13 protein-coding genes and 2 pseudogenes are annotated in these 15,371 nt (G+C 38.4%); all 15 read left to right on the top strand.

Going from position 1 to position 15,371, the window contains the following annotated elements:
- The first annotated feature begins 21 nt into the window (after positions 1-21).
- The 15 genes and pseudogenes from ACQKFG_RS18160 (at position 22) to ACQKFG_RS18090 (ending at position 15,320) form a co-directional block, all read left to right on the top strand.
- Complete coding sequence (locus ACQKFG_RS18160; RefSeq protein ID WP_192204780.1) at positions 22-774, top strand: helix-turn-helix transcriptional regulator; 753 nt, start codon at positions 22-24, stop codon at positions 772-774.
- A gap of 117 nt (positions 775-891) precedes the next feature.
- On the top strand, positions 892-2,139 hold the full coding sequence (locus tag ACQKFG_RS18155; RefSeq protein WP_192204781.1) for a GTPase family protein: 1,248 nt from the start codon (positions 892-894) through the stop codon (positions 2,137-2,139).
- 110 nt (positions 2,140-2,249) lie between these two features.
- Positions 2,250-3,392, top strand: a complete 1,143-nt coding sequence (locus ACQKFG_RS18150) for an acyl-CoA dehydrogenase family protein (RefSeq protein ID WP_427561711.1) — start codon at positions 2,250-2,252, stop codon at positions 3,390-3,392.
- 567 nt (positions 3,393-3,959) lie between these two features.
- Positions 3,960-4,299: pseudogene (locus ACQKFG_RS18145) on the top strand (metal-sensitive transcriptional regulator).
- A gap of 20 nt (positions 4,300-4,319) precedes the next feature.
- Positions 4,320-4,532, top strand: coding sequence for a copper chaperone CopZ (copZ, locus tag ACQKFG_RS18140; protein WP_427561333.1), 213 nt, complete (start codon positions 4,320-4,322; stop codon positions 4,530-4,532).
- 120 nt (positions 4,533-4,652) lie between these two features.
- Complete coding sequence (copZ, locus tag ACQKFG_RS18135) at positions 4,653-4,892, top strand: copper chaperone CopZ (RefSeq protein ID WP_427561330.1); 240 nt, start codon at positions 4,653-4,655, stop codon at positions 4,890-4,892.
- A gap of 94 nt (positions 4,893-4,986) precedes the next feature.
- The gene (locus ACQKFG_RS18130) at positions 4,987-7,407 is read left to right on the top strand and encodes a heavy metal translocating P-type ATPase (protein WP_427561327.1); all 2,421 of its coding nucleotides are present in this window, start codon (positions 4,987-4,989) and stop codon (positions 7,405-7,407) included.
- 29 nt (positions 7,408-7,436) lie between these two features.
- A complete protein-coding gene (locus ACQKFG_RS18125) occupies positions 7,437-8,315 on the top strand; it encodes a hypothetical protein (protein ID WP_427561324.1) in 879 nt (292 codons plus the stop codon).
- Between the two features lie 21 nt (positions 8,316-8,336).
- On the top strand, positions 8,337-8,669 hold the full coding sequence (locus tag ACQKFG_RS18120) for a (2Fe-2S) ferredoxin domain-containing protein (RefSeq protein ID WP_427561322.1): 333 nt from the start codon (positions 8,337-8,339) through the stop codon (positions 8,667-8,669).
- A gap of 141 nt (positions 8,670-8,810) precedes the next feature.
- Positions 8,811-9,087 (top strand): annotated as a pseudogene (locus tag ACQKFG_RS18115) (Lrp/AsnC ligand binding domain-containing protein); the annotation flags it as partial.
- Positions 9,088-9,313: 226 nt separating this feature from the next.
- Positions 9,314-10,504 carry an ATP-binding protein gene (locus tag ACQKFG_RS18110; RefSeq protein ID WP_427561319.1) on the top strand — a complete coding sequence of 397 codons (1,191 nt, stop codon included), beginning with the start codon at positions 9,314-9,316 and terminating at the stop codon, positions 10,502-10,504.
- A gap of 107 nt (positions 10,505-10,611) precedes the next feature.
- Positions 10,612-12,600 (top strand): acetoacetate--CoA ligase, encoded by a 1,989-nt coding sequence (locus tag ACQKFG_RS18105; protein WP_427561316.1) that lies wholly within the window; start codon positions 10,612-10,614, stop codon positions 12,598-12,600.
- A gap of 707 nt (positions 12,601-13,307) precedes the next feature.
- Positions 13,308-13,457, top strand: a complete 150-nt coding sequence (locus ACQKFG_RS18100) for a hypothetical protein (RefSeq protein ID WP_427561313.1) — start codon at positions 13,308-13,310, stop codon at positions 13,455-13,457.
- A gap of 70 nt (positions 13,458-13,527) precedes the next feature.
- Positions 13,528-14,715 carry an amidohydrolase gene (locus ACQKFG_RS18095; protein WP_427561310.1) on the top strand — a complete coding sequence of 396 codons (1,188 nt, stop codon included), beginning with the start codon at positions 13,528-13,530 and terminating at the stop codon, positions 14,713-14,715.
- Positions 14,716-15,083: 368 nt separating this feature from the next.
- On the top strand, positions 15,084-15,320 hold the full coding sequence (locus ACQKFG_RS18090) for a hypothetical protein (RefSeq protein WP_427561307.1): 237 nt from the start codon (positions 15,084-15,086) through the stop codon (positions 15,318-15,320).
- Positions 15,321-15,371 lie beyond the last annotated feature (51 nt).

Genomic DNA, 15,371 nt, shown 5'->3' with positions numbered 1-15,371 from the left:
TATATAAAGGGGGTTTTGACAGTGAAGAAAGGGGAGAAACTGTCTGCAACGGTTGAAACGGTTGGGTTGAGCCAGCGGGAATTTTTAACGATTTTTTTACTACACTCTTTGAGAATAAAAGCGAATTATCCAAGGGCGATTCATCAGGACCTAAAAAATACGTTCACTGGAAAAGTGCATAGCTATGACTATCTATGTAAAATATCCAATACGCTAGTCGAATCCAACCATTTATCACTATATACGGATAAGGGAAGAAATTATTATCAAATTACTGAAAAAGGCAAAGAGCTTTACATATGGTACCAAGAAAATTTCCTGGAACGGTTTTCCGAAGTGAAAAAGGTCATTGATCGCTTCATGTTCGATTTAAGGGGTTCTGGTGAAAACCCACCGGTTATTAATGAACTGCCAGAAGAATACAGGTCGTATTTCTCGAAAATAATATCGGTGAAAGACCTTGTCCGTTATGTAACTTTAAAAGCCGCTTTCACTAAGAAGCCTATTTATATGGGGGAAATTGGCGATCTGCTTAAAAATCAGTTCGGTTGGATCGCTTCAAACGGGTATTTATACGATTTATCTCATGAAATGGAAGAGAACGGCCTTCTTGTCGGCAGATGGGAAAGTGAAAAACGAACTAAACGGTATTTACGAATCACCGATGAAGGACAGCATCATTACAAACAGATTGCGGATTCTGCCGCCTTTCAAGTCCAGGAAATCCAAAAATACATGGCCAGTGTTGTTATGTTCCTAAAAGAAAAGAATTAAATGACAATATGAAATGGAGCCCCTTAATTTTGCAAGGAGATTGGAGTTACATGCTTAAATTGGATCGTTCCAGGGTAAATGTTACTTAAAAAACTTCTTAACAAGGGGGAATGACTGATGGTGGAAAAACACGATGAAATGGGAAGCATATTCAGTTTCATTAAAGGCCAAGTAAATAAGCTGCCCATTTCACAATCGAAAAAGAACAAAATGCTCGACCAGCTCTTAAAGTTAAAAACAATGACAGTTGATGCAAGGGAACCGAGAATTGCTCTTGTCGGAAGGCGAGGGTCCGGAAAATCATCACTGATCAATGCGATGTTTGGACAGGAACGGCAATATGTCAGTTCCGTTAAATCTGGAACGGGTAAGGGAAAATGGCTTTGGTACCCGAGTGATGCCGAGCCCAAAATCCGTTTGTTGGACTCCCGGGGGCTGGGAGAGAGTGAAGCTCCTACTGAAGAGTTCGAAGAAGAAACACCAATGGATGAATTGATAAAAGCGGTAACCGAAGAACAGCCTGATGTGTTTCTTTTCTTGATTAAGGCAAAAGAAACGGATTCACGTATTGAAGAAGATTTACAAGAGTTGAAAAAGCTACGGAAAATCGTTAAAGAGAATCACCATTATGATGTACCTGTCATCTGTGTGGTCACACAAGTGGATGAATTAGATCCGCCACATTATAAACAAGTACCTTTTGATGCCAATCCTAAGAAAAAACAAAATATTGATGAAGCCATCGCTTTGATGTCAAAACGATTTAAAGAGAGTGATATACCACTATTGAACACCATTCCTACTTGTTCGTATATTGATTTTGATGAAGGCGGAAATATTGAATATGATATGCGTTGGAACATAGAATTGCTTTCTGATTACTTGATCGAGGCCTTACCCAGTGAAGCGAAGCTGAAGACCGCCAAAGCGATGCAGAGCCAATTCGTTAAGAAGAAATTCGCGCGGACGATAGTGGGAACGTTTACGGCAATAGCCGGTATAATCGGTGCAGAGCCAATACCTTTCGCCGATTTTCCCATTTTGACTGGCATTCAAGGTTTGATGATTGTGGTGATTGGTTTTATCGCGGATAAAGAGATCAATACGAAAACGGCAAGTGAATTCATTGCGGCATTAGGGATCAATGTTGGAATCGGTCTCCTTGTCAGAGAAGGGGTCAGGGCTGCAGTCCGTTTCATCCCAGGAGCTGGTCTAGCCGTTTCCGGTGCGGTAGCGGGCGCGGTCACATATGGAATCGGGCAAGCAGCGATAGCTTACTTTCTCGAAAACAAAGATATTGATCAGGCGAAGGAAGCTTACAAGAATGCGAACAAAGAATATAAAAATGAAGATATTGACTCTTAATGGGCACATTCAAACTATATACTACACTAAGGTGATATGATAAATTGGAGTTTGCAGTTCTGTTTCTGCTGCTGTATGGTTCAGGATTTTCTACAGAAGGGATGATCTTCATGTCGTTTTTTCAATCACGGAAGCAAAAGGAATATATACAAAAATTAGAGGAAGCGATTCAGTCCTTTTCCAGCCGAGCTGAAGCGCTTGATGATTCAAAGGGATTTCCTTTTGAAAACATTCAGGAGTTAAAGGAATTCGGATATCCCCAATTAACTTTAGCAAAAGAAGATGGCGGATATGGCGGTTCCTTATATGATTTTCTCCTTTGCCAAGAAAAAATAGCCGAATATTGCGGCCCAACAGCCTTAGGGATAGGCTGGCATGTTGGAACGGTCCTATCCTTAACGGAGAAGAGACCATGGGAAAAAGGAGTCATGGATGAATTGTTTGATGAAGTGTCGAAAGGAGCTCTCATCAACACGGCGGCATCCGAGGCTGGAACGGGAAGCCCGACGCGCGGAGGCCGACCGGAAACGATCGCTATCAAAAAGGGTCAGCAATGGAAGCTGAATGGCAGAAAGACCTTTACTACACTCTCTCCTGTTCTTGATATTTTTCTAGTAACGGCATGGGTTCCCGAGGATGAGCGGCTAGGCACATTTTTAATTCATCGTGATGTAATGGGGGTAAGTATAGAAGAAACTTGGGATATGATTTCCATGCAGGGGACAGGAAGTCATGATTTGGTGTTAAATGACGTCAGCCTGCCTGAAAAGTATTATGTCATGAAAAGTAATCCAGGTGAAAAAAGAAAACCTGAAGCGTGGCTATTACATATACCGGCTTGCTACTTGGGAATCGCAGTGGCTGCCAGAAATTACGCAGTCGAATTTGCGAAAACCTATTCTCCCAATAGCTTACCAGGACCAATCAGGGACCTTCCGAATGTTCAAAGAACAATTGGGGAGATGGAACTGGAATTGGGCGAAGCACACCATTTCCTCTACTCAGTCGCAGAAAAATGGGTGCGGAACCCTGAAGATCATGAGGAATTATCGGAGCAATTGGGTGCTGTAAAGTTATCAGTCGTCAACAAATCGATTTCCATCGTCGATAAAGCGATGAGGGTCGTCGGAGCCAAAAGTTTACAACGAAATAATCCCCTGCAACGTTACTATAGGGATGTACGCGCAGGACTTCATAATCCTCCGATGGATGATGCGACAATCACCATGCTCGCAAAGTCAGCTCTTTATTAAGTTCTTATTCTTTATTTTCATGAAGGCACTGAAATGACTTCGTCGTTTCAGTGTTTTTTCTGTTCATTTTTTAGCTATTCATCTTTTGTATCTCTGTAAAGTTATGCATAAAAATCCTCTCTAATGTGAACCCGTATCACATACTCTCCCATCGAAAAGCTTATTAAGCCGTACTTCAAAAAGTTGTTCCATATAGTTCTGGGAGTGAGCGTAGCTGCAATTCAACGTCCGTGATAATTCGTTTCTGTGAATAATTTAACGGAATGTGAAAAAAACCTTATCCATGTGTAAGCGATGGTCACCGTCCCTTCATCAAACCGTTCAGTTTTGCATGAGGTGAGACACTGAAATTCCATGCCAAATCATTGAACAAAAAACCTTACGGACGATATATTAAGGCAAAAAAGGTGGGAATGGATCTAGTTCTTTGCTTATCAATAGAGAATCATCCAAGTGTTATAAAAACACTATGTCCATTAACTATTATCAACGTATAAATAAAAAGAGGTTTACATACCATAGAGGGGTATAGTATTCTTTCGTTAAAGGGGTTGAGAAAAATTGTCAATGAATTCAGAAGGTCTTGATAATATTGTTGAAATCGATTCATGTTGCTCATCAGAAAATAAAAGGAAAAGTCACCATTCAGATAAAGTAAAAAAAATTTAGCAACAAGATTAAATCGGGTTGAAGGACAAATCCGGGGAATAAAAGGGGTAATTGAAAAAGATACTTATTGTGACGATGTAATTACACAAATTGCTGCGACCCAATCAGCTTTAAATAGTGTTGCCCGAATTTTATTGGAGGGTCATTTGAAAAGCTGTGTTCTTGAAAGAATTCAAGAGGGAGATACAGGGGTTTTAGATGAGGTACTGGTTACATTTCAAAATTAATGAAAAAATAGAAGGGGATTGATCATTCATTATGGTTAAAAACAATGTAAATGTAAATGTAAAGGGTATGTCTTGTGGACATTGCATTAGTGCGATTGAAGGTAGTGTAGGGAAATTACCTGGAGTTAACTCCGTGAAAGTAAACTTGTATTCAGGGACCGTTGTAGTGGAATTTAATCCAGATGAAGTAACCCTTGACTCTATTAAGGAAACAATTGACGACCAGGGTTATGATGTACAATAACATTTAATAAAGAACGTGCGAATTGAAGCACGATTTCTTTTAGAATAACATATACTATACCAGGGTATGGTTTAAAATATTGAAATAAATCATCTAACATAAATTAAGGAGGACAAAAGAATGGAGAATGTAATATTAGCAGTGAAAGGAATGTCATGTGTGCATTGTATAAATTCAATTGAAGGGAATGTGGGAAAATTAAACGGTGTAAATTTTGTAAAGGTTCACTTAAATGAAGGAAAAGTGGATATATCATTTGATTCGAAAGTGGTTTCTTTGAAGAGGATTACTGACATTATAGAGGACCAAGGTTATGTTGTAGAGCTAAGTAAATTACCTAAAAATCAAAGTTGTCACTAATGAATTGAAAGTAAATGCTTTTTTCGCCCCGGTACGTTTTCTTTCCTAAAATATATACTCCACTGAAAGTATGTGGTGATAGGAGTGTAAGGTTATGAGCGATAAAAAAGAAACAACACTTCATATAGCTGGCATGACGTGTGCTGCCTGTGCAGTGAGAATAGAAAAAGGTCTCAAAAAAATAGATGGAGTAGAGGATGCAAGCGTAAATTTTGCGTTAGAAAAATCAAAAGTAACGTTTGATCCATCCAAATCAAATGTTAACCAACTTAAAGATAAAGTTGAATCCTTAGGGTATAAAGTGGTTAGTGAAAAAGCGGAATTTGAAATATCTGGTATGACATGCGCAGCATGTGCTAACAGGATAGAAAAACGTTTAAACAAGTTAGATGGAGTTCAAAATGCAACTGTGAACTTCGCCTTAGAATCAGCCCTTGTAGAATATAATCTTGATGAAGTTTCGGTCCCGGATATGAAGGATGCCATTAAGAAATTGGGTTATCGTTTAGAACAAAAGCAAGAAACTACAGGCGAAAAGGTTGATCATAGACAGAAGGAAATTGAGAAACAAACAGGTAAATTCATATTCTCTTCTATTTTGTCCATCCCTTTACTTTGGGCGATGGTCAGTCATTTTGAATTTACATCTTTTATTTGGCTACCAGAGATGTTCATGAATCCATGGATGCAACTCGCACTAGCGACTCCTGTTCAATTTTTAGTTGGAGGTCAGTTTTACGTAGGCGCCTTTAAAGCATTAAGGAATAAAAGTGCAAACATGGATGTTTTAGTTGCACTTGGAACCTCTGCAGCCTATTTCTATAGTGTTTATTTAAGCATTCTGTTATTAGGATCCGAAGCTCACATGGTTGAATTATATTTTGAAACAAGTGCTGTGCTTATTACACTAATAATATTAGGTAAGTTATTTGAAGCAAAAGCAAAAGGGCGTTCATCGGAGGCCATAAAAAAACTTATGGGTCTGCAAGCCAAAACAGCCACAGTTCTAAGAGACGGTCAAGAAATGAATTTACCTATCGAAGAGGTAATAGCTGGAGATATCGTTTATGTTAAACCAGGTGAAAAGGTACCTGTAGACGGAGAAATATTTGAAGGGAGATCTGCCCTAGATGAGTCAATGATTACAGGTGAAAGTATTCCTGTTGATAAAACTGCAGGAGATTTAGTTATTGGCTCAACAATTAACAAAAACGGGTTTCTGAAGGTTAAGGCAACAAATGTAGGAAAGGATACCGCCTTAGCTCAAATTATCAAAGTAGTCGAAGAAGCACAAGGATCAAAAGCGCCTATTCAACGCTTAGCCGATGTCATCTCAGGAATATTTGTCCCTATTGTAGTGGGTATAGCAATTATTACGTTTCTTGTGTGGTACTTTGCTGTAAGTCCGGGAGAGTTCGCAGTAGCTCTTGAAAAGTTAATTGCCGTATTAGTTATCGCATGTCCATGTGCTTTAGGCCTAGCTACTCCGACGTCCATTATGGCTGGATCAGGTCGCGCAGCTGAATATGGGATATTATTTAAAGGCGGGGAGCATCTTGAAACGACTCATCGAGTAAATACAGTGGTTCTTGATAAAACTGGAACTGTAACAAATGGAAAACCAACACTTACAGATGTTATTCTCTCCAATGGGTTTGAAGAAAAGGAATTTTTAAAGTTAGTCGGTGCTGCAGAAAGAAATTCTGAACATCCGTTAGCTGAAGCAATTGTTGAGGGCATTAAAGAAAAAGGGATAGAACTAGGCAACTCTGAACATTTTGAAGCTATTCCTGGCTTTGGTATTGAATCTACAGTTGAAAACAAATCCTTATTAATTGGAACACGCCGTTTAATGGCTAAAAACAGGGTTAATATTCAAGACATATTACCACAAATGGAAAACTTAGAGACACAAGGCAAGACTGCAATGCTAGTAGCCGTAGATAATCAATTCGCTGGAGTGATTGCTGTCGCAGATACAATTAAAGAAACCTCTCACAAAGCAATTGAAAGGTTAAAAGAGATGGGTCTGGAAGTCGTCATGATTACAGGTGATAACAAGCAGACAGCTCAAGCAATTGCAAATGAGGTCGGAATTGACCATGTTATAGCAGAAGTCCTGCCTGAAGGAAAGGCAGAGGAAGTTAAAAAGCTCCAAAAAGCTGGAAAGATAGTGGCGATGGTCGGTGATGGAATTAACGATGCTCCAGCGTTAGCTACTGCTGATATTGGCATGGCCATCGGTACAGGTACGGATGTAGCAATGGAAGCTGCTGATATCACCTTAATCAGAGGAGACCTAAATAGTATTGCCGATGCCATCTTTATGAGTAAAATGACGATTCGAAATATCAAGCAAAATTTATTTTGGGCCTTTGCTTATAATGCTATAGGAGTTCCAATTGCAGCCCTAGGCTTTCTGGCACCATGGCTGGCAGGAGTAGCGATGGCATTTAGTTCAGTTTCAGTTGTTTTAAACGCACTCAGATTACAAAGGATTAAGTTAAAAGGATAATCTATCTATTTAAAAGAGAGGATTTTTTCATGAAACAAAAAAACATGTTGGCCTGGGCGGTTTCAGCCATTGTGTATCTTGGATTAGTAATTGGTGGATATTCCGTATCTGCAAGCTTGAACGGTAATAACGATCACACGGATACCCATACGGCAAAAATAAATGGTAACGAGGAAAAAGAATCAATTAATGAGCAAGCACATAATGATAATCATACAAGCCAAAAAAGTGATGGTGAGGATTCAGGGCATTCAGGTCATGTAGCTCATTCAAAAAGTGAAGTGGTCACAAACGTAAAGTATGAAAAAGGCTTAATTACAATCGATGTGAAGGATAAAGATCAAAAATCACCTAAATTAGAAATATCACATGAAAAGAGTATGCATTTAATTATTGTAAGTGCCGACTTAGAAGATTATTATCATCTACATCCTGTGAAAAAGGGAAATGGCATGTATACTCAGAAATTCGCCCTACCTGAAAACTCTTATAAAGTGTTTGTTGATATTAAACCAAAAAATCTTGCCTATCAGGTTAGTCCGATAGAGTTGCTGGTGGGTAAAGGTCATGGTGAACATGAGGAAAGCTCACTAAAGATCGATACAAATTTAACAAAAACAATCAATGAAAAGACAGTTGAATTAACAACTACAGAGCCAGGGATAAACAAAGATGTGACGTTAAACTTTGATACGAAAGGGATTACTTCAGAGCCCTATCTGGGGGCTCTAGGCCATGTTGTTATTTTGGATGATAAGGGTGAAAAATTTGTTCATGTGCACCCTACATCAGAAGAAAAGACACAATTTGAAACAAAATTTGATAAGCCTGGGATCTACAAAGTGTGGGGAGAATTTAAATTTGATGGTAAAGTCAATAGCTATCCATTCGTTATAGAGGTCAAATAAAAAGGATAAAGGGGAATTTTTATGAACTTAGATGGGGTTAGCAAACATCTATTAATTTGTAACGGAAAAACATGCACGAAAAATGGAGCAGAAGAAGTAACAGAGACCATTAGGGGAGAATTGAAAAAATTAGAGCTACAAAAGGAGATTCACACAACAAAAACATTATGTAACGGCCAATGCAGGCATGGTCCGATAGCTATTCTATATCCACAAGGGACCTGGTTTAAAGAAATGAATCAAACAAAAAGTGAGGAACTTATTCGTCAATTAAAAGAAGATGACAATGTTCATTTAGACTCTGAACTTTATTACCATGATGGGAAGACATTTAAGAACCATGAGATTGAATGAACTGTAACATCTTACTTCTATATCTAAAAAGGGTTTCTGTTCAGGGCGCTTTTCGAATCAGAAAAATTTTTGGACTGATCATTTTACCAATCAGTCCATATTTCCATCAATAGGGATTACTTCTCCCCATAAATACTAAATGAAAAATTGGGATTATTGGAAAAGGCATTAGCATCCATGTATGAAGTATGAGAGTGTCATTGTTTAATAGATGAGTATGATTATCTTTTAAAAGTGGCTAATAAAGAACTGAAAAAATGGGAAATATTCATTTGAAAGGTAAATAAACTCGGAATTATAATAATTTTAACTAGACTAGCGTCATAGAGAAATTAAATATTCAACAGTTTTACCTATATGGGAGGAAAAAATGCCCGTTCGTAAAAGTACACTTTTACGAACGGGCATTTTTTTATAACATTACCTCAAATTCTTTTCTGGATGTCGGAATAGGAACTTTTTAAGTTCCTGAATGGAAATTTCACTAGCATATCATTCTCTATCTTGTTATTATTGATATACCTGTCTAAATCTTCGAAAAATATCGAAAGTTCGGTGTATAAATGAATCTTATGACAAAAGATTTACTGATTAACTTTTTAATTATCCTTTTTCCGATTTTTTTATTGCAAATGAGCTATCTAGTGAAGTACGTATACCGTTTAGATGCATTAAAAGGATCCTTCCTATCGATTTTCCCTATTCTTTCACTTGTTCTATGCATGTTATTTCCCGTTGTTATAGAAGAGGATTTTGTTTGGGATCTTAGATGGATCCCTTTTCTCTTAGGCGGTTTATATGGAGGCTACCGGTTAGGAATCATATTGATCGTCATCACTCTTGTTATCCGATATTTATCAGGGGGTGAAAATGGATTTTATATATCATGCATCTCTTTTCCACTAATGGGAATTTCCCTGTTTTTTATTTCTAAGTACTATCTAAAAATGTCTGTCAGTAAAAAAATACTTATTGGTATATCATTAATATTCATTGTCCTTATTCTCACACAGTTTATTTCAACAGAAGTATTTGAACTTACTATCGGGATAAGTCTATGGAAACAATACTTCTCGATCCATGTCATAGGAATCGTTGTTGTAATCTTATTATGGGAAGTCATCCTCACTAATTTTCAGGTTCTCGAAAAATTAGTGAAAGCGGAAAAATTGCAGGTCGTCAGTCATCTGGCTGCAAGTATATCTCATGAAGTCAGAAATCCCCTTACAGTTACCAGGGGATATATTCAAATGTTAAGCGAAGATGTGACTTCACATACAAAGGTCAAATATGCAAATATCGCACTGAATGAATTAGATCGGGCCACGGATGTCATTAATGATTATTTGACGTTTGCTGCCATAAGCCCTGAAAACACAGAGCGATTAAGGGTATCAGAGGAAATTCAGCATGTCGTGGACAGCATAAAACCCTTTGCTAATAATAATGGAATAAAATTGAAGTTATCCCTGCTCGAAGATAGGGCTTATTATGTCATGGGTGAAAGGAAGAAATTCCAGCAATGCTTGTTCAATATCATAAAGAATGGAATAGAATCGATGGACCATGATGGCGAAATATACATTCATTTATTTCATGCAGCCTCCACCATCCAAATTAAGATCCAAGATCAGGGAATTGGAATGACACAGGAACAAATATACCGTTTAGGTGAGCCTTACTTCACGACAAAAAATAAAGGGACGGGATTAGGCATGATGGTTTCGTATAGTGTTATCAAAAGTATGGATGGAACGGTACATGTATCAAGCGTACAAGGGAAAGGGACATGTTTCTCTATTAACCTGCCCCTACATAGAAACGAGCTTATTTAAGTTTAGTGTAAATTGACGGTTTTAAACTCATAGATTACAATTTAAGTAAACTACCAATATTATGAAATGATTCAATAACGCATTTGATACCTAAGGGAGATGACGAAATGAAATCGCTTACAGATGGGCAAATCATTTGGGAACCGACAATGGAACAAATCGAGCAAACGGTATTGACTCAATATGTGAAATGGTTAAAAGAAAAGAAAGGTTTAACATTTTATGATTATCATGAATTATGGAAATGGTCGGTAGATGAACTGGAGGATTTTTGGGCTTCAATTTGGGAATATTGTGATGTAAAAGCAGCCAGGAAATATGATAGGGTTTTAGCCGAGCAATCCATGCCAGGTGCCAAATGGTTCGAGGGGGCAAGGCTTAATTATGCTGAAAATGCATTATTGAATGATCAAGAAGAGAAAACGGCGATTTTTTTTCGTTCAGAACATATCAGGCAGCAAGAGGTCAGCTGGAAAGAGCTGAAAGAAAAAGTAGCTTCTGTCGCCCATTCATTAAGGAAACTTGGTGTGAAATCCGGTGACCGTGTTGTTGCCTATATGCCGAATATTCCTGAAGCGGTCATAGCTTTCTTGGCAGCATCAAGCATAGGTGCCGTCTGGTCCAGTTGCTCACCTGATTTTGGGGCAAGAAGTGTCATAGATCGTTTCAAACAGGTTGAACCGGTTGTATTACTGGCGGTTGATGGGTATCAGTACAATGGAAATGTATATGATAAAACATCAGTCGTCTCACAGCTTATACAGGAATTGGTCACTGTCAAACATACCGTTTTGTTTCCTTACATAGAAAAAAAGATTTTCGAAGTGAATCTGGAAGATGTGATTCCTTGGGATGACCTTTTAGAAGAACAGGCAGAATTATCTTTTGAAAGTGTTCCGTTCGATCATCCGCTGTGGATCCTTTATTCATCAGGTACAACCGGGATGCCAAAACCAATTGTTCAAGGGCATGGCGGTATATTATTGGAGCATTTTAAATCAACAAGAATCCATCAAGGCATGACTTCCGGGGATACTGTATTCTGGTTTACGACGACAGGCTGGATGATGTGGAATCTCCTTATGGGCGGTTTGCTTAATGAAGGGACCATCGTCCTTTATGACGGCAGTCCTTCTTTTCCGAATATGGATGCCCTTTGGGAATTGGCGGAAGATACAGGCATGACCTTTTTTGGAACAAGTGCACCTTTCCTTACCAATTCCATGAAGTTAGGAAATAAACCCATGGGAAAATATGATTTATCCAAATTGAAGGCTCTTTTTTCCACTGGAGCTCCATTGTCTGGCGACGGTTATAAATGGGTGTATGAGAATGTCAAGAAGGATATTTGGCTCAGTTCATCCAGTGGCGGAACCGATGTCTGTGCCGGTTTTGTTGGCGGTGTCCCAACCTTGCCCGTGAGAATCGGGGAAATACAAGGAAGGGCATTAGGGGTTTGTGCGGAAGCCTTTGATGTGCATGGTCAAACATTGATTAATGAAGTCGGTGAATTGGTCATTACCAAACCGATGCCGTCCATGCCGCTATACTTCTGGAATGATCAAGACGGGTCAAGATACTACGAGAGTTATTTCGATACATATCCTGGCATATGGAAGCATGGTGATTGGATAAAGATCGACGACAAGGGCAGCTGTATCATTTATGGACGTTCCGACTCGACCATCAACCGTTCTGGTGTACGGATGGGAACTAGCGATATCTACCGGGCCGTCGAAGCGATAGACGAGGTGATGGAAAGCCTTGTCATTGATAGGGAAGTGCTTGGCCGGGGTTCCTCACTGCTGCTGTTCGTTGTTCTAAAGCCCGGTAAAGCCCTGGATACTTCATTGACGGCAAAAATCAAGGAACAAATCAGAGGGCATGTGTCCCCTCGCTTTATTCCTGACCAAATCCATGTCGTTGAACAAATTCCAAAAACATTGAACGGAAAGAAAATGGAAGTCCCGATTCGTAAAGTGTTATTAGGGTTCGAGTTTGATAAGGTAGTGAATGCAGACTCCATGGGAAATCCAGAATCGCTACAGTACTTTAAAGAATTAGCTCTCGAGTTGAATGAGAAAAAAATATTCTAGCATGAAGGCGGAGCGTAAAGCTCCGTCTTTTTTCGTTTATTGGGCCTGGTGCTATTTCCCCAACAAGCACTTCTATTTCTGGAAATGGGTTTGTATTTTCGAAGTCAATATGAAAATATTTTTACACGATGTACGAAAAAGGAAAGCTCAGTAGCATAAATCCAGAGCTGCAGGCGTAGTAGTTCATGATTATGAATTTCGCTGCCTTATGAACACCTGGATGACGATAAGAACTATCCAACAGTGTCCCTGTAGGCAATATCCCCAATAATGTCTCATTATATTTGAATAGTATTCTTATAATTAATTTAGAGGAAACAGTTTGAAGGCTATGAAGAAGCAGGAGAAAGGTATACGGGAAAAGACGTAATATCTTTTGCGAAGGTGCAATCGCAACTTCCATGTGGCGGAGGTGGATTTTCATTCTTTGCAATAATTGGTATGTTTCTGCTGAAAGATAAACCAGAAAGGAAACGGTGCCTATAAATTCGATTACACTGACTTGATCATTTTTACCATTATAATGATTGCCTTGAATGTATTTATTAATTACGGAGCAGATTAGGATGGACAAGTCCGATTTCAATCGTCCTACTCGTTGCCACAATCATAGAAGTTATTGTTTTAATCGTTGAAAATAGCAAAGATATCGTTCTGATTGACTTTGCTGTATTTCAAAATAAGCCATATACAGGTGGCAAGCTCACTTGGCAGTGCATTCGGATTTTCGTAAACGTTATATTCGCTTTGCTTTCAATATCATCTATTATCTTTTTGGTGCAAAAGATACCGCTAAAACTTCTAATGCTCCTAAAAAATCACCGGCTGGTACCAAACGGAACCCTATTGCAGAATAATTAGCTGTTGGAAATGTAAAATGCCACATTTAACGGCGTTTTCGAAAAATGATGAAGGGATGAAGAGATAATGAGAAATGAATTAATGGAAATGCTACAATCCCGTACGGATGAAATGATTGAAATTCGTAGATACCTACATGAAAATCCTGAGCTTTCTTTTAAAGAAGAAAAGACAGCTCAATATATTATCGATTTTTATAAAGAAAAAGACGTAGAAGTTCAATCTAATGTAGGTAATGGATACGGAATTATCGTGACCATTAAAGGTGGAAAGCCTGGAAAAAACATCGGTCTTCGAGCTGATTTTGATGCGCTTCCAATTGTTGAAGAAACGGATGTAACCTTTAAATCAAAAAATGAAGGCGTTATGCATGCGTGTGGTCATGATGGCCATACAGCGTACTTGTTAGTCTTGGCGGATTGCCTCATTCAATTAAAAGCCGAAATTCCAGGTACAATCAAAATTATTCATCAGCATGCGGAAGAAGTTCCGCCAGGCGGGGCAAAGAGTATTGTAGAATCCGGCGTGATTGACGATTTAGATAATATATTTGGCATCCATTTGTTGCCAATGGATTCAGCAGGAGTTGTTGGTTATCACGCTGGATATTCTTTTAACGGCAGGGCTTATCTGAAATTAAAAATTCAAGGCAGAGGTGGACATGGTTCCTCACCACACCTAGCGAATGATGCCATTGTGGCTGGTGCTCATTTTGTTACAGCTGCTCAAACGATTATTAGCCGTCGATTAAGTCCATTTGATATTGGTGTGATTACTATTGGATCTTTTGATGGAAAAGGAACATTTAATATAATTAAAGACAGCGTAGAGCTTGAAGGCGATATCCGTTATATGACTGTTGAAACAAAAGAAAAAATTGAAAAGGAAGTTAAACGCCTTGTAAAAGGACTTGAAGAAGAGTTTGGAGTAACATGTGATTTTACTTATACGAATGACTATCCACCTTTATATAATGATCCCGATCTAACAGGAAAGGTTGCTGAGTTTCTTAAGAATGCAAAGGATAAAGATATTAAAGAAGTAATGGAATTTCCAGCAATGCCGCCATCTGAAGACTTTGCTTACTATGCTGAAAAAATCCCTTCCTGCTTCTTTTACATTGCTTGTACACCTAAAGGAGTAGAAAAACCTTATTTTAATCATAATCCTAAATTTGATATCGATGAAGATGCCCTTCTCGTGGCAGCAAAAGCAGTAGGGTATGTTGTTTGTGGTTATTATGAGTTAGATTAAGGAAAAGAATAGAATCATTTGTAAGGTGTGGTTCAGATTACCACAGGATTTGCTGAATTAGATAAATTGAATTTTTATTAGGGTGTGTTTGGATCATCCTAAACATGCCCTTAAAATATGTCATTTTATCAAGGTAAGGTATAGAATTGATCATACTTTATGGATATGTTTTAAAAGAAGAGGCTAACCAAATTAGAGGCCTGGTTTGACGCTGGTAAATTGAAATGGGAGATGGTTTCGTTAACACGGCAAGCATTGTGAAAATGAATGCGTGATGATAAATATAAACCGTATTGATCCAAATTATGTTATTCTATTTTTGTTTACAACAGTCCGTCTGAAAAACTGTAAAGGGGGTATAAGGCTTAATGGTTAAGGAAAAGAAAATCAAGCTAAAGAAGCCAAAGAAGTGGTGGGTATGGGTTCTAGCAATAGTCATCATTGCTAATATAGCAGGTGGTGGGGCTGAAGAGGAAGTTGAAGAGAAGGCTTCTGATACTGCTGAACTTAGGGAGGAAGCTCCTGGACAATCTTTACTGCTGCAAGGATTTTCGCGAGTCTCGAATTTTCTCTTTTTCCATACATTAATTATGTTAAAACTATAGACTTTATGTCCTTTCCCATCTTTAAAATTCACCCGTATTGTCAATCGGAAA

The sequence above is a fragment of the Peribacillus sp. NPDC076916 genome (genome assembly GCF_050269675.1).
Taxonomy (GTDB): domain Bacteria; phylum Bacillota; class Bacilli; order Bacillales; family DSM-1321; genus Peribacillus; species Peribacillus aracenensis.
This window is presented reverse-complemented; position numbering and strand designations above follow the sequence as displayed.

What these genes read in the sequence shown, in the direction of transcription:
- ACQKFG_RS18105 (WP_427561316.1), top strand. Translation starts at nt 10,612, where the DNA reads ATGAAATCGCTTACAGATGGGCAAATCATTTGGGAACCGACAATGGAA.
- ACQKFG_RS18125 (WP_427561324.1), top strand. Translation starts at nt 7,437, where the DNA reads ATGAAACAAAAAAACATGTTGGCCTGGGCGGTTTCAGCCATTGTGTAT.
- ACQKFG_RS18155 (WP_192204781.1), top strand. Translation starts at nt 892, where the DNA reads ATGGTGGAAAAACACGATGAAATGGGAAGCATATTCAGTTTCATTAAA.
- copZ (WP_427561333.1), top strand. Translation starts at nt 4,320, where the DNA reads ATGGTTAAAAACAATGTAAATGTAAATGTAAAGGGTATGTCTTGTGGA.
- ACQKFG_RS18090 (WP_427561307.1), top strand. Translation starts at nt 15,084, where the DNA reads ATGGTTAAGGAAAAGAAAATCAAGCTAAAGAAGCCAAAGAAGTGGTGG.
- ACQKFG_RS18095 (WP_427561310.1), top strand. Translation starts at nt 13,528, where the DNA reads ATGAGAAATGAATTAATGGAAATGCTACAATCCCGTACGGATGAAATG.
- ACQKFG_RS18130 (WP_427561327.1), top strand. Translation starts at nt 4,987, where the DNA reads ATGAGCGATAAAAAAGAAACAACACTTCATATAGCTGGCATGACGTGT.
- ACQKFG_RS18150 (WP_427561711.1), top strand. Translation starts at nt 2,250, where the DNA reads ATGTCGTTTTTTCAATCACGGAAGCAAAAGGAATATATACAAAAATTA.
- ACQKFG_RS18120 (WP_427561322.1), top strand. Translation starts at nt 8,337, where the DNA reads ATGAACTTAGATGGGGTTAGCAAACATCTATTAATTTGTAACGGAAAA.
- copZ (WP_427561330.1), top strand. Translation starts at nt 4,653, where the DNA reads ATGGAGAATGTAATATTAGCAGTGAAAGGAATGTCATGTGTGCATTGT.